Source organism: Candidatus Latescibacter sp. IFSED24 (genome assembly GCF_058273205.1).
In genome coordinates, this window is sequence record NZ_CM177850.1 from 3,551,128 (window position 1) to 3,565,406 (window position 14,279).

10 protein-coding genes are annotated in these 14,279 nt (G+C 66.8%); 4 read left to right on the forward strand and 6 right to left on the reverse strand.

Features of this window, described 5'->3' with window-relative positions; all coding sequences use genetic code 11:
- Positions 1-6: 6 nt before the first annotated feature.
- Positions 7-2,166 carry a hypothetical protein gene (locus IFSED24_RS14410; protein ID WP_491332172.1) on the reverse strand — a complete coding sequence of 720 codons (2,160 nt, stop codon included), beginning with the start codon at positions 2,164-2,166 and terminating at the stop codon, positions 7-9.
- Between the two features lie 379 nt (positions 2,167-2,545).
- Between IFSED24_RS14410 and IFSED24_RS14415 the strand changes: the two genes are divergently transcribed.
- Positions 2,546-6,013, forward strand: a complete 3,468-nt coding sequence (locus IFSED24_RS14415; RefSeq protein ID WP_491332173.1) for a 1,3-beta-D-glucan phosphorylase, GH149 family — start codon at positions 2,546-2,548, stop codon at positions 6,011-6,013.
- 35 nt (positions 6,014-6,048) lie between these two features.
- On the opposite strand, the gene IFSED24_RS14420 is transcribed toward IFSED24_RS14415, so the two are convergent.
- The 3 genes from IFSED24_RS14420 to IFSED24_RS14430 all read right to left on the reverse strand — a co-directional run bounded on the left by IFSED24_RS14420 (position 6,049) and on the right by IFSED24_RS14430 (position 10,184).
- A complete protein-coding gene (locus IFSED24_RS14420; RefSeq protein WP_491332174.1) occupies positions 6,049-7,086 on the reverse strand; it encodes a glycoside hydrolase family 17 protein in 1,038 nt (345 codons plus the stop codon).
- A 47-nt stretch (positions 7,087-7,133) separates the two neighbouring features.
- On the reverse strand, positions 7,134-8,621 hold the full coding sequence (locus IFSED24_RS14425; protein WP_491332175.1) for an MFS transporter: 1,488 nt from the start codon (positions 8,619-8,621) through the stop codon (positions 7,134-7,136).
- A 132-nt stretch (positions 8,622-8,753) separates the two neighbouring features.
- The gene (locus IFSED24_RS14430) at positions 8,754-10,184 is read right to left on the reverse strand and encodes a glycoside hydrolase family 30 protein (RefSeq protein ID WP_491332176.1); all 1,431 of its coding nucleotides are present in this window, start codon (positions 10,182-10,184) and stop codon (positions 8,754-8,756) included.
- 228 nt (positions 10,185-10,412) lie between these two features.
- On the opposite strand from IFSED24_RS14430, the gene IFSED24_RS14435 reads away from it, so the two are divergent.
- From IFSED24_RS14435 to IFSED24_RS14445, 3 genes are all read left to right on the forward strand, one after another.
- On the forward strand, positions 10,413-11,366 hold the full coding sequence (locus IFSED24_RS14435; RefSeq protein ID WP_491332177.1) for a glycoside hydrolase family 17 protein: 954 nt from the start codon (positions 10,413-10,415) through the stop codon (positions 11,364-11,366).
- A 15-nt stretch (positions 11,367-11,381) separates the two neighbouring features.
- Entirely contained in the window at positions 11,382-12,329 is a 948-nt protein-coding gene (locus IFSED24_RS14440; protein WP_491332178.1) for a glycosyl hydrolase family 17 protein, read from the forward strand.
- A 311-nt stretch (positions 12,330-12,640) separates the two neighbouring features.
- Entirely contained in the window at positions 12,641-13,261 is a 621-nt protein-coding gene (locus IFSED24_RS14445; protein WP_491332179.1) for a carbohydrate binding domain-containing protein, read from the forward strand.
- A gap of 117 nt (positions 13,262-13,378) precedes the next feature.
- On the opposite strand, the gene IFSED24_RS14450 is transcribed toward IFSED24_RS14445, so the two are convergent.
- Complete coding sequence (locus IFSED24_RS14450) at positions 13,379-13,921, reverse strand: LamG-like jellyroll fold domain-containing protein (protein WP_491332180.1); 543 nt, start codon at positions 13,919-13,921, stop codon at positions 13,379-13,381.
- Positions 13,918-14,049, reverse strand: a complete 132-nt coding sequence (locus IFSED24_RS14455; protein ID WP_491332181.1) for a hypothetical protein — start codon at positions 14,047-14,049, stop codon at positions 13,918-13,920. The genes IFSED24_RS14450 and IFSED24_RS14455 overlap by 4 nt, the downstream gene beginning before the upstream one ends.
- Positions 14,050-14,279: the final 230 nt, after the last annotated feature.

The window sequence follows — 14,279 nt, forward strand, 5'->3', positions numbered from 1 at the left end:
GCGCACCTAGTCGTGGAAATAGACGTTGTCGAGCCACAGGCTGCCGGTGTTGGTCCTCGTGAGCAGGATCTGCGCGAGGTGGCCGAAGTTCATGCCCTGGAACTCCGTCAGCGGGATGTCCAGAGAGATCCACTGGCCATTGACCAGCGGCGGCGTCGAGTCGGCGTTGAAGTCCACCCGGAACTCGGTGTCGTCGCCGCCATCGAACTCGCCGTCCTCGCCGAAGTCCACCAGGACGACACCGAACAGCGTGCCGGCCGGGGCGAAGATATCCATGTGGAAATGGGTCATGCCCGTCGCCTCGGCATCGATGAGGTCGTTGGTGAACTCGATGCCGCAAAACAGGGCCGGACTGGTGAGCCCGTCGTAGGCCTTCACGTTGTCGCCCTGGATCTGCTGGTCCTCCACCGTCACCGGCGGAGAGCTCCAGTCGGCGCGCCAGGTGTCGACGGTGATGTCGTCGTAGACGTCGCTGAAGAGCGAGATCACGCCGGCCGGGTCGTGGGTCGGCGGGGTCGCGGGCGTGCTCGGTGGGGCGATCACGGTCACGACGACCTCGCCCGCCACCGGGGTGCTGCCCAGGGTGGCGGTGATGGTCGACGTGCCGCCACCGATGACGGTCACCACGCCGGCGGAGGCGACGGCCACGTTCTCGTTGGACGAGGCATAGGTGTAGTACAGCGGACCGTGGGCCACGGCCACATCGGTCCCGTCCACGCCGAAGGTCGTCCCGGTTCCCGTGATGTTCACGGTGTCGCCGATCTCGGCGACCACCGAGGTGGAGTCCATGACCGGCCGGATGTCGTTGAGCTCGGTCTCGTCCAGGGTGGTGTACTGGATATTGTCGAACCAGATGCTGCCCGGCTGGCCCGCGGAGTACCACCACACGCCGGCTTCCGCCGTCAGGCGCGCGGCGGCGGGGATCGGCACGACGACCCGACGCCAGGTGGTGCCGAGCTCGACATCCTGGATATCCGCCATGTAGTCGATGCCGCCGGCACCCAGGCCGATGCCGAAGCCCACGTTCGCCAGGTTATAGCCCTCCTGATCGGCACGGGCGTCGAAGATCAGGGCATTGAAGCTGGTGAGGTCGCGCCCGCCATCGGTGGAGTAGGTCGCGCCGCCCGCGAATCGGCCCGTCGGGATCGTGATCCGGATGGCCGCCGAACCGTTGACGCCGCCGGTGTCGTCGATGGAGAGGGCCTCGAGATACTGGCCGTCACCGAAGGAACCGTAGTCCAGGCCGGTGTCGAAGTCGTCGATGAACACCACCGGGCGCGTGATCTCCGAGACGACATTCGCCGTGATCTCGCCCTGAACGTCCACCTCGCCCAGCTTGGCCGTGACGGTGGCCTCGCCCAGGCTGACACCGGTGATGATGTTGCCCTCCGCGGCCACCACCGACTCGTCGGAGGAGGTGTAGTCGAAGTGGTTGAAGGTGTGCCGGACCAGGATGTCCCGCCCGTTCACGTTGAAAGTGGTCCGGGTGCCGGGAATCTCGAACTGCTCGTTCACCAGGGCCTGCACCGATCGGGTCGGCATGACCGGACGCACGTTGGTGATGCCGGACACGTTGGCGAACTTCACCTCGTCGAACCAGATATCGGTGGGAGGACCGTCGCTGACGGTGGCGCTGTACCAGAACATCCCGTGCTCGAGGGTCATGCGCGACGAGTTCGGTATGGGGATGACGTAGTGGGTCCACTCGGTGGTCAACGGGATGCCCTGCGTCTCGCTCTGGTAATCCGACGGGTAAAAGATGCCGAGGCCGAAGCCGAGAGCGTCGATGGTGAAGGCGCGACTGGCGCGCGCATAGAAGGTCAGCGCGTTGTAGGAACTCAGGTTCCGCGGCCCCTGGGTGTAGAACGATCCGCCAGCCCAGGCCTTGCCCTCCTCCGCCCGGATCGAGATCTTCAGCGACGCGTTGCCCCGGAAGGTCTCGACCCCGTCGATGGTGAAGGCGTCGTAAAACGAGTACTCGAAGGCCGAGTAGTCCAGACCGCCCTCGAACGCGTCGGAGAACACCACGGGGTTGTCATCGCCGGTGGCGGGCTGCAACGTGTTCAGGTCCCGGTCGCTGCAGCCGCCCACCGTCAGGAAGGCCAGAGCGGCCAGCATCGCCGCGATGACAGTTCGTATGGGTCGACCCACATCGTTTGCTTTCACGTCGCGCCTCCGTGTTGGGACCAAACGCCGTTTACGGCCGTACCGCGCGCCGGGTTAGGACAGGCATCCTGGCGGCTCGGAACACTTTGTACGGGCACCGATCAAAGAATGCTTCATTTTCCAATTCCTGTCAACCCCGCTATTTCGATTCGGCTGGCGGCCACCGTGGTCCAGCCCGACGGGTCGAATGCCTGGAGTCGTGGTGGTGTCGGCCAGGTCGTTTCCCATCCCAAGCGGCCGCCAGCATTCGACCGGATCGGGAGAATTTGTTTGTTCGGTGTCCGTACATACGATATCATAGTTGCAGCCTGGAAATCCGACTGGCTCGCGGAAGAAATAGGATGGAAAACATCCGCAACCTTCAGGACGAAGGCGCCTCATGAGACCACGACCGATCCAGACACCGGCGAACCCCGATAGCGCGGCCTCCTCGGCGACGACGCACAACGGGTTCGTCGACCTCGAAGGCGACACGTACTACCGGATCCAGGATCTCCACGAGATGGATCCGTTCCTGATGAACGTGCCGACGGACACCGATCTCTGGATGTTCGCCACGAGCGACGGCGGCCTGACCGCCGGCCGGGTCGATGCCCAGGGCAGCCTCTTCCCCTACCTGACCAGCGACCAGCTCCACGACGCCCACCACCACACCGGGCCGATCACGCTGGTCCGCGTGGAAGCGCAGACCGGAGAGCCCGAACTCTGGGAGCCTTTCACCAGGCCCGACGTCGAGCGGAGCCTCTACAAGAACGTGCTAGGCAACCGGTTGATCTTCGAGGAGATCGACCGTCGGTCGGAGCTGGCCCTCCGCTACCGCTGGGCGGGGTGCGACCGCTTCGGCTGGGTGCGCACGGCCACCCTCACCAATCTCGGCGCCACCCCGCGCACGGTGAGGGTGATGGACGGCTTGCGGAACATCCTGCCCAGTGGTGCGCCCCTGCGCCTCTACCAACGGGCCAGCAACCTCGTCGATGCTTACAAGACCAGCGAGGTGGACCCGGAGACCGGGCTGGGCATCTTCTCCCTGAGCGCCGGCATCACCGATCGTGCCGAGGCCCTCGAGGTGCTGCGAGCCAACACGGTCTGGTGTTGCGGCCCGGACGATCTCGAGGTGCACCTGTCCCTGGACGCCCTCGACGCCTTCCGGCACGGTGACCGGCCTCCGGCCGATCGCTGGCTCGCCGGACGCCGGGGCAACTACCTGGTGAGCTTCGCCCAGGGTCTGCCGCCTGGCGCCAGTGTCACCTGGATCATGGCCGCCGACAGCGGTCGCGATCACCTGCAGATCGCGAGCCTGCGGCGTGACCTGAGAGCGAAGGCCGGGCTGCCCGACGCGGTGAACGAAGCCCTCGACACCGCCAGCGAGAACCTCCGGCGCATCGTCGCCAGCGCCGACGGCCTGCAGAAGAGCGCGTGTCCCGAGGCTTCCGCCCATCACCTGGCCAACGTGCTCTTCAACGTCATGCGCGGCGGGGTCTTCGCGGAGAATCACGACGTCGAGCGCGACGATTTCGTGGCCTTCCTCGGGGTTCGCAATCGGGAGGTCGCCGAGCGACACCAGGGCCTGCTGGCGGCCTGGCCCGAGCGACTCACGGTGGACGCCTTGCGCGCGGCCGTGATGGACACCGGAGACCACGACCTGTCCCGCCTCGGTCACGAGTACCTGCCGCTCTACTTCGGCCGGCGCCACGGCGACCCCAGCCGGCCCTGGAACCAGTTCGAGATCCGCGTCCGCGATCAAGACGGCCACCCGTTGCTGCACTACGAGGGCAACTGGCGCGACATCTTCCAGAACTGGGAAGCCCTGGCCGTGTCCTTCCCGGCGTTCCTGCGCAACATGGTGGCGACGTTCGTCAACGCCTCCACCGCCGACGGGTTCAATCCGTACCGGCTCACCCGCGACGGGATCGACTGGGAGGTCCCCGAGCCCGAGGATCCCTGGAGCAACATCGGCTACTGGGGCGACCACCAGATCGTCTATCTGCTGAAGCTGCTCGAGTCTCTCGACGCCCACGACCCCGGGGCCCTCCCCGGCCTGATGGCCGCCGACATCTTCAGCTACGCCGACGTGCCCTACCGCATCAAGCCGTACGCGTCGATCCTGGCCGACGCCCGGGACACCATCGACTTCGACGAGGAGTGGGCAGCCGAGATCGACCGGCGGGTGGCCGCCCGGGGAACCGACGGCAAGCTCCGGGTCGACGACGAGGGCCGCGTGCTCCACGTGAATCTGCTGGAGAAGCTGCTGGTGCCCATCCTGGCGAAGCTGTCGAACCTGGTGCCGGACACCGGGATCTGGATGAACACCCAGCGGCCCGAATGGAACGACGCCAACAATGCCCTGGCCGGCGGTGGCGTGTCGGTGGTGACCCTGTGCTACCTGCGGCGCTTCCTGGACTTCCTGGTCCGCCGCCTGGCCACGCTCGAGTCGGAGGAACTCGCCGTCTCGTGCGAGGTGGTCGACTGGTTCGACCGGGTGATCGCCGTCCTCGACACCGAGCACGAGTGCCTCGCCGGCGATCGACGCGACGACCGCCAGCGCAAGCGCATCATGGACGCCCTGGGCGAGGCCTTCTCCCAGTATCGGACCATCCTGTACGAGCGAGGATTCTCGGGCCGGCGGACGCTCCGCATCGACCGCGTCCGCACCCTGTGCCGGCTCGCGCTTGCGGCCATCGATCACTCCATCGCCACCAACCGGCGCGACGATGGTCTGTACCACTCCTACAACCTGCTCGCATTCGACCGCGACGGGACCAGCGCCTCGCTGTCCCGCCTGCCGGAGATGCTGGAGGGCCAGGTCGCGGTGCTCAGCTCCGGCGTGCTCGAACCTGCCGACGCCCTGTCGTTGCTCGACGCGCTGCTGGCGAGCGAGCTCTACGACGAGCGGCAGCGCAGCTTCCTGCTCTACCCGGCCCGGCCGCGTCCCGGGTTCCTGCAGCGCAACGCCATCGCTGGCGAGCGGGCCCGGCGAATCGGTCTGCTGCGCGAGCTGCTGGACTGCAACGACCCCTCGCTGGTCTCGGCCGACGTGGACGGGGTGGTGCATTTCCATGGCGACATCGGCCAGGCCGCCGACGTGGCGTCGATCCTCCAGCGCCTCGCCGGTCAGGAGCGCTGGGCCGACGCCGTGGCCCGCGATGGGGATGCCGTGCTCGAGCTGTTCGAGGAGATGTTCCACCACCGGTCGTACACCGGACGCTCCGGCGTGATGTACGGCTACGAGGGGCTCGGCTGCATCTACTGGCACATGGTTGCCAAGCTGCTGCTCGCCGTGCAGGAATTCGCCCTGCGGGGGGATCTGCCACCGGACACGCAGAGCCGGCTGGCGGCCATGTACGTGCGGATCCGGGCGGGCATCGGCTACCAGAAATCGGCGTCGGAGTACGGCGCCTTTCCGCCCGATCCCTATTCCCACACCCCACCTGGCGGCGGCGCCAAGCAGCCGGGCATGACCGGCCAGGTGAAGGAGGAGATCCTCACCCGGCGCGGCGAGCTGGGCGTGGTCGTGGAGGATGGCGTGGTCAGGTTCGCGCCGGTCCTGCTCCACGGCGACGAGTTCACCAGGGAACCGGACCGGTTCGACTACGTGGATCTTCGGGGTGAAGGCCGGACCCTCGCCATGCCCGCGGGCCGTCTGGCCTGGACCCTGTGCCAGGTGCCGGTGATCTACGTCCGCAGCGACGACGCGCCCTGGGTGCAGACGACCGGCGACGACGGCGCCGTGGTCCGGCACCCGGGCCATGGCCTCGACAGGACGGCCAGCGCCAGGATCCTCTCGCGCCAGGGCGGCATCGCCGCCCTCGAGGTGGGCATTCCGGAGGCCATGATCCGGCGCGACTGATCCGCGCCGACGTGGCCACCCTGGGCGATGGCGCGCTACCGCATGACCAGCTTCGGGGTGCGGTCCTCGAAGAAGATCCCCCAGTGCTTCTCCGCGCCCAGAGGTCGGGCCGGGTCGCCCTTCCAGGGCTCGTCGAAGGCCTCGAAGAAGAAGATCGTGGTGTTCGTCTTGCGGCCCCAGGCCTCGATCTCCTCGTAGTAGCGTTGCTGCTGAACCTCGCCGGCCCGGTCGCCGAACTCCTCCGCCGTGGTGGCCCACCCGGCCTCGAGCACCGCGATCCGGCTGTCGGGCAGCGCCGCGCGCACGCCCTCGATGTTCTCGATGGTGTAGGCCAGACCCTCGTCGATGGTCTTGCCCTCCCACACCGGATACGTGTGGACGCCCACGAAATCCAGTTCCCTGGCCAGGTCCGCCCCCTCGTTGATCCACCAGACGTAGTTGTCGGCCACGGTCACCGGCTGGGCGATCCGGCTCTTGACGCGCCGCACGTAGGCGATGACCCCCTCCACGGACATCAGGTGGTCGTTCCAGTCCACCAGCGCCTCGTTGCCCACGTTCACGGCGACCACGATGCCGGGGTATTCGTTCGCCAGTCCGATGCCGCGCTCGACCTCCGCGGCATTCAGCCGCTTGTTGGCCTGCAACGTCTCATCGGGAATCGGTTCGGTGAGCCACGCGCAGCCCTCGTGGTTGCTCAGCTCGGCGTTGAGCCACATGCCCAGCAGGACCTCGAGGGGCAGGCCATGCTCCCGGATGAGTTCCAGCACGGTCCGCGAGTTCTCCCCCGCATCATAGAGACGGATCAGCCGGAATCCTCCACGCACCAGGATCTGGAGGTCCTCGAGGATCTCCTCCCGGCTCGGGTTCACCGCGCCGTCGCCTCGGTCCGGGTGCTGGCCCTCCCGGAAGCCGGAATAGGCGATGGCCATGACCTCGCCCTCCAGGAGCGCGTCAGGCGCCTGCTGGAAGCCCGGTTCACCCTGTGCGGAGCCCATTCCGCCGGCGACCAGGGCGGCCAGCAGGAGCGTGCGACCCCACCGTCCGGTGTGGTGAAAGTCGGTGATGGGAATCATGCTCTGATCTCCGTTCCGAATGTTCCGGCGCCCCCGGGATCGGCCGATCAGGCCCCGGCGACGTCGCCGGCGGCATCGGGCCGGCCGCGGCGCCGCTCCAGTTCCTGCCGGATCTCCAGCGCCCTGGCCTCGGTGATGGGGAACCTCGCCACCGCCCAGATGGCCACGGCCGACGCCAGCATGGGGATGCCGGCGTCGAGCGCCCGCAGCATGGTGATGGTGCTCGCGGCCTGGCCGCCGCCCAGCGCCTCGTCGAATCCCGTGCCCTCGAGCATGTAGCCGCCGCCGGCCAGGGCCGCGGACATGCCCAGCTTGACCGTCCACCAGAAGATGCTGCCGAACATGCCCTCGCGGCGCTCGCCGGTGATGATCTCGTCGGCGTCCACCACGTCGGCCACCATCGACGGCACCAGCGTGAAGAGTCCGCCCAGGCCGAAGGCCATCAGCGGCGCCGGCACCACCACCAGTAGCGGGATGTCGGGGTTGTAGCAGACCCACTTCATTCCGTAGCCGATGATCGAGATTCCGATCGACCAGAAGAACGCGTGCCGCTTGCCGATGCGCGTGGCCAACCAGGTGACGAAGGCCACCACCGCGAACGTGCTCACCGCGCCCACGGTGCCCGCGATGCCGGCATACTTCGCGCCGGCCGTCTGGTCGCCGCCGCACACGTAATAGATGATCACGTAGAACTGGAACGAGGCGATAAGCATGAAGCCGTTGAACACGAGGAAGGTGGCCGCGCACAGCTTGAGGAACGCGCCCGACTTGAGCGTCTCCCCGAAGCCCCGGAAGAAGCCGAGGATGTTGCGCACGAAGCTGCTACTCTCGCCATGCTCCGCGTGCTCCGTCACGGCGATCGTCTGCATGCGCTCGCGCAGGAAGATGGCCGGCAGGACGCCCAGTCCGATGACCACCGCGCCGATCACCATGGCCAGGCCCGCCGCGCCCGCCACCTGGTCGGGCTCACCGTTCGTGTCGCGGAAGAAGGTGCCCGAGTTCATGATCCAGAGGAACCAGGGCGACACCACGTAGGCCAGCTGCCCGATGAAGTTCTGCGTGCCCATCAGGCGCGTGCGCTCGTGGTAGTCGGGGGTGAGCTCGTAGCCCAGGGCGACCCACGGCGTGACCCAGACCGTGTAGCCCATGTAGAACAGGATCGAGCCGATCAGGAAGTACACGAAGTAGAAGGTCTCGCTCCGTCCGGCCGGTAGCTGCCAGAGCAGGGCGAACAGCACGCCGGCGGCGATGACGCCCCAGAAGATGTAGGGCCGGCGCCGACCCCAGCGCGTGCGGGTGTTGTCGGAGATGTAGCCCATCAGGGGGTCGGTCAACGCGTCGGTGAGCCGGGGCAGCGCGCCCAGCAGACCCACCAGGGCCGGACTCAGGCCGAACCCCAGGTTCAGCACGATGATCATGCCTCCGCTGGCTGCGGCCAGCAGGTTGTTGACGAAGGCCCCGGCGCTGTAGGCGAGGCGCTGGGTCGGCTTGATACGGTCCTCGGGGGCCGTCTGCGAGTGAATCACGCCGCTCATCGGGGCTCCGGTTCCGTTCGGGTAGGAGACGCGTTCTTTGTACGTCGCCCGAACAAAGTACCCTACCAGTATCCCCGAGTCAACGGCATTCTGGGCCCTCGCGAGGAGATCGGGAGCGCGTCCGCCGGTGGTTCAGGACATGATCACCGTCTGCAAGGCCTGCCCCGGGATCATCACACGCGTGGACCGATCGCCGCGCACCAGATCGTAGCGGGCGTCGTGCTCGGCGAGGTTGAACACGGCGACGGCCACGGAACCGTCGGGATTCGTTACCGCCGTCGCCATGAGGTGGTGATCGTGGCCGCCAAGGCCGATGCGACGGGCGCCCGGGCGCATGAAACGGCTGAAATGGGCCACGGCATGGTAGAGCGGCGTGTAGTAGACGTGGTCGCGGCCGCCGTCGACCAGCACGGGGGCGAGGCAGTAATTCCGGGCGTGGTTCGGCCCTCCGCGCAGGTCGAGCACCATGTTCCAGTCGATCCAGCCCACCAGGCCGTGGTTGAGGCCGCCGATGAGGTCGCGGGCGTAGCGGTAGAACGGGCGGTAGGCGGGATGGTGGACCTTCTCGTGTTCGGGGGCCCAGTACATGCCCCAGTCGGTGGCCTCGGGCCGCCAGTACCAGTCTTCCTCGAGCCAGGATCCCGCGGGTTCGTCGTCGCCCAGGGCATCGATGCAGCCCTCGGTGTGCAGGATCGCGTGATGCGGGAAGCGCCGCCGGACCTCGTCGAGCACCGCGCCGCCCACGTCGATGGTGCTCTGATACCAGTGCACCGCCACGCCCGCCACCAGCCTGGCGGCCGCCTCGTCGCCCAGGATGACGTCGGCCCACTCGAGCAGGACCTGGTCGCGGTTCTGGTCGTAGATCCAGATCGACGTATCCAGGTTCGCTGCAGCCAGTGCCGGGCCGAGATGATCCACGATGAAGCGGCGCATGAGCTGCGGCGTGAAGTGCAGGCTCTCCCAGCTGGCGTTGTTCCCCAGGGGCTCGTTGACGGGGGTGATGCCACCGATGCGGATCCCCTCGCGCCGGTACGCCTGGAGGTACTTGACGATGTAGTCGGCGAACGTCCGGTAGTGCGCAGGTTCGAGCTCGCCACCGTTCCAGGTCCCGTTGGTCTTCATCCAGGGCGGGGCCGTCCAGGGCGACGCGATGATCTCGAACGCCGCCCCCTCCACGGCCAGGGCCTGCTGGATCATGGGCAGCAGGTAGATGCGGTCGGGCTCGATGGAGAAATGCTCGAGGGCCACGTCTCCGGGAACGGGCGCGTAGGTGTAGGGACGCACCGAGAAGTCGCAGCTCGCGATGGGAGTGCGGGTGAGCGAGTAGCGGGCGCCGTCCGGCGCGAAGTAGGCCGCCAGCACCTCGGCCCGCCGCTCCGGTGACAGCTCCGCCAGGACGGAGGCGCCGGACTCGGTGAACGCCCCCCCGATGCCCAGCAGGGTCTGGAAGGTCTGCGACTCGTCGAGGACCAGAGTGCGGTCCGCACTCCCCGTGCGCGCCGACTCGGTGTCGCGACGGACCAGTCGATCCCCCTGGCGGCTGGTCTGGTAGATCTCGATCATCGTTTCCCTGGAGGATCGGGGGAGGGTGAGTGCGGCCGGTGACGACTCTATCGCCAGCGATCGACCCGAGTCAACGTCTGACCCGACCGCCAGGATCACGAGCCGACGAGGCACGCACGGTTGTGGAAATCTTCGGGCATGTCGACTATATTCGGAAACCGTACAAAGTGGTCGCCAGCAGAGATCCCGGCGACCGGGTCATGGACGCGAGTCGAGAGAGGAACCATCATGTCCAGGGGATATCGCGACGCCTTTCCGGTGGATTCACGATCCAGCGCCCACACGGCCGGTCGACCGGACTCCTTCCAGTCGCCGCCGACCGGGTTTCCCGGTGTCGATTTCCAGAGCATGTCCCGCGACGACCGGATCGCCCTGTTCCGCCGCATCCTCGACCGGAAGGTGCACGGGCTCTCCTTCAGCCCCTACCTCGACGGCCAGGCCCCCGGCATCGAGATCGGCGAGCAGCAGATCCGGGAACGCCTGGCGATCATCGCGCCCCACACCCGGTGGGTCCGGACCTTCTCCTGCACCGAGGGCAACCAGGAGTCGCCGCGAATCGCGCACGAACTGGGGCTGAAGACCCTGGTCGGCATCGACCTGGGTCCGGACGCCGAGGAGAACGAGCGCGAGCTGGAGAACGGGATCGCGGCGGCGAGCGCGGGCCACGCCGACATCCTGGCGGTGGGCAACGAGGTGCTGCTGCGCGGCGACCTGAGCGAGGACCAGCTGCTCGACTTCATCGCGCGGGTGCGGCGAGCGGTGCCCGGCGTCCCCGTGGGATACGTCGACGCCTACTTCCTGTTCGAGAAGCATCCGCGCATCGCCGCCGCCTGCGACGTGCTCCCGATCAACTGCTACCCCTTCTGGGAGTGCTGCCCCTTCGAATACTCGCTGCACCACATGCAGGAGATGTACCGGCGCATCCAGCGCATCGCCGACGGCAAGCCGATCATCATCAGCGAGACGGGTTGGCCGAGCACGGGCACGCCCTACGGCGCCGCGGTGCCGGGCCGGGATCAGGCGCTGAACTACTTCATCAACACCTTCCTCTGGGCCGAGGAGGAAGGTATCGACATCTTCTACTTCTCGTCGTTCGACGAATCCTGGAAGACCGGAGACGAGGGCGACGTGGGCGCGTTCTGGGGTCTGTGGGACACCGAAGGCCGGTTGAAGTACAGCTGAGGAGCATGATCAGGCATGGAGACACGACCCTCGCCACCGCTCAAGTTCGGCAACGCCATCTGCTATTCCGGTTACCGCGAGGGACAGTCCCCCGTGGACGGGACCTATCCCACCGTGGAGCAGGTCGCCGAGGACCTGCGGATCCTCGCCCCTTACTGGCGACACATCCGGCTGTACGACAGCAGCCGGCACGCGGAGATCGTGCTGGAGGTGATCCGCCGCGAGGGCCTCAACCTGCAGGTGATGCTCGGTGCGGATATGCGCCCCGAACAGAGCAATCCCGGCTGCCCCTGGCAGGCCGATTTCGACACCGAGACCCTCGCCGAGAACCGGCGGGCGAACAGCCGCGAGATCGACCGGCTGATCGCCCTGGCCGGCGAACACGCGTCAGTGGTGTCCTCGGTGTCGGTGGGCAACGAGGCCACGGTCGAATGGACCGATCATCTGGTGAGCGTGGAGACGCTGATCGGATTCGTGCGGCGGATCAAGCAGTCCATCGGGCATCCGGTCACCTTCTGCGAGAACTACGTGCCGTGGATCGGCAAGCTGGAACCGCTGGCCGCCGAGCTGGATTTCCTCTCGGTGCATACTTACCCGGTCTGGGAATATCAGTCGGTGGACGTCGCCCTCGACTACACCAGACAGAACTACGACCAGGTGGCGAGCCATTACCCCGACAAGCCCGTGGTGATCACCGAGGCCGGCTGGACGACCCGGGCCAACGGCCGCGGCATCGATCCCGTGAACGCCTCCGAACGCTTCCAGGCGCAGTACTACCGCGAGCTCATGCGATGGAGCCGCAAGCAGCGGATCCTGACCTACGTCTTCGAGGCCTTCGACGAGCCCTGGAAGGGTTCGCCGGACCCCGACGAGCCGGAGAAGCACTGGGGCCTGTTCACCGTGGATCGCCGGCCCAAGCTAGTCATGCGCGAGGCGTTCCCGCACCTACGGCCGGTGGTCTGACAGCGGTCGGGAACCGGTGGATCCGCGGCGGGATGATCCGCTCACGACATACTTGGTATGGTCTCCGAACAAAAAGGATCGGACGGAACGGTCGGATCCCGTCGCATTTCCCATGTGAAAAAAAGTGTAGAATTAGTTTGTTCGGTTTCCAAACATAGTGTATAATGCGACTCGTTGGCTACCGATTCCGCGGCCGTCCATCGTCTGCGGAGGGGGATCCATCGCCCGAAACGCTTCGTATTGCACGCGCCGCCGCCGGGCCGGCAGCCCGCCGGAACGGGAGAGTGGCGCCGAATCCAGGAGGTTGCTCCATGACTTTCAAGAAACTCATCGTGGTCGCCATCGCGACCGTGGCCCTCACTGCGGGCTTCGCCCAGGCCGATCCCGTCGATCTCGCCGTCAACGGCGGTTTCGAGACCGGTGACTTCACCGGCTGGTCCCTCTTCCCCACCGGCGACGAGCAGTTCACCATCGTCTCCCCGGGTTCGGTGGGCGACTACGCCGCCTGCATCACCAACTCGGTCGCTCCGTCGGCCGCGCTGATGAAGAACGCCAACATCGGCATCGGTGTGGTCGAGCCCAGCGAGACCGTCACCATCTCCTTCGACGCCCGTGGCACCGTGATGGCCGGCGGCGTGGCCTTCGCGGAGTTCTTCTCCGAGCTCGAGGGCGGCGGCGTCTCCAGCTCCGAGATCCTCGGCGGCGCCCCGCTGGCGCTCAACGCCGATCCCGAGGTCTGGACCTCCTTCAGCTTCACCACCACCACCGGCCCCGACGTGTCGGGCGGCGTGACGGTCCAGCTGACGGCCACCACCGGCGGCGACCCCTCGAGCTTCGCGCAGGTGTACTACGACAACCTGAGCGTTATCGTGGACGCCACCGTGGGGACCGAAGCCTCGACCTGGAGCGGCATCAAGGATCTGTATCGGTAACCTGGTCAAGGTCGAGTGTCTTGGACCGCCTCCGAATCCGGAGGCGGTCCTTTTTCGTTTCCCTGTCCTGTCCGGCGTTGCCCTTCGTGCACCGAAAACCTGGAAACCCAAAGCCGCTCAGAACATCGACTTCACCCGGCTCCAGGTCCGGGTCTCCACTGTCACCGGCGCGTCGCAGACGGCGTAGATCTTCAGGTCGTGGATGACGCCGTGGTGGGTCTTGCCGCTGCCGTAGTTGGTCGGACTGAATAAGAAGTCGTCGCCGTGGACGGGGAGGTAGTCGGTCAGGGTGAAGATCAGGCTCTCGTCGAGGTAGACCGCCAGGGCATCGCTGGCGCCGTCGTAGCAGAGCACCAGGTTGTACCAGGTGTCGAGTTGCAGATAGGTGCTGGTGGGAGTGTTGTTGGCGTTGTTGTGCAGGATGTACAGCAGACCGTCCGCGTCGACCTGGGCACCGACCCAGCGGAAGCCGATGCCGCCGACGATGATCGCCTGCGGCGACAGGTGGTAGCCGCTGAACCCCGCGCACTTGAAGATGCACTGCACGGTGAAGTGTTCGGAATCGAAGCCGACCAGGTTGGGCGTGTACAGGGTGTAGTCGCCGTAGACCCCGTTGCAATAGACCCCGTAGTCCTGGAACGGCGTGTTCTCCATGGTCATGGCGGCCTGGTTGCCGTGACGTCCAGGCCGTCGCTGGCCAGCGGGTAGTGGGCGATGGGGACGGTCTGGGCGGCGGCGAAGGTGGCCAGGGCGAGGAGGAGGAGGATGGGGGCGAGGGAGCGAGGCATGGCGGGCGGCTCCTTGGTGGGGGAGGGCGATCGGGTCGGGGTTGGCGTGAAGATAGGGCAATTGAAAGAGCGGTGTCTCCAGTGATCGCCCCAGAGAAGACCGTCGGGCTACAGGATGTAGATCAGGATGAAATTCGAATTAGGCTCATGGCGCCAATCCCATGACGCTCATCGCCAGGGCTGTTCGTGTCGCAAGGGGCGCGACCGCCGAAGCGGCCACGCCCCTTCCG

Bases quoted from the DNA above. Each gene is read 5' to 3' on its own strand.
- IFSED24_RS14415 (WP_491332173.1), top strand. From the start codon at position 2,546: ATGAGACCACGACCGATCCAGACACCGGCGAACCCCGATAGCGCGGCC.
- IFSED24_RS14420 (WP_491332174.1), bottom strand. From the start codon at position 7,086: ATGATTCCCATCACCGACTTTCACCACACCGGACGGTGGGGTCGCACG.
- IFSED24_RS14425 (WP_491332175.1), bottom strand. From the start codon at position 8,621: ATGAGCGGCGTGATTCACTCGCAGACGGCCCCCGAGGACCGTATCAAG.
- IFSED24_RS14430 (WP_491332176.1), bottom strand. From the start codon at position 10,184: ATGATCGAGATCTACCAGACCAGCCGCCAGGGGGATCGACTGGTCCGT.
- IFSED24_RS14435 (WP_491332177.1), top strand. From the start codon at position 10,413: ATGTCCAGGGGATATCGCGACGCCTTTCCGGTGGATTCACGATCCAGC.
- IFSED24_RS14440 (WP_491332178.1), top strand. From the start codon at position 11,382: ATGGAGACACGACCCTCGCCACCGCTCAAGTTCGGCAACGCCATCTGC.
- IFSED24_RS14445 (WP_491332179.1), top strand. From the start codon at position 12,641: ATGACTTTCAAGAAACTCATCGTGGTCGCCATCGCGACCGTGGCCCTC.
- IFSED24_RS14450 (WP_491332180.1), bottom strand. From the start codon at position 13,921: ATGACCATGGAGAACACGCCGTTCCAGGACTACGGGGTCTATTGCAAC.
- IFSED24_RS14455 (WP_491332181.1), bottom strand. From the start codon at position 14,049: ATGCCTCGCTCCCTCGCCCCCATCCTCCTCCTCCTCGCCCTGGCCACC.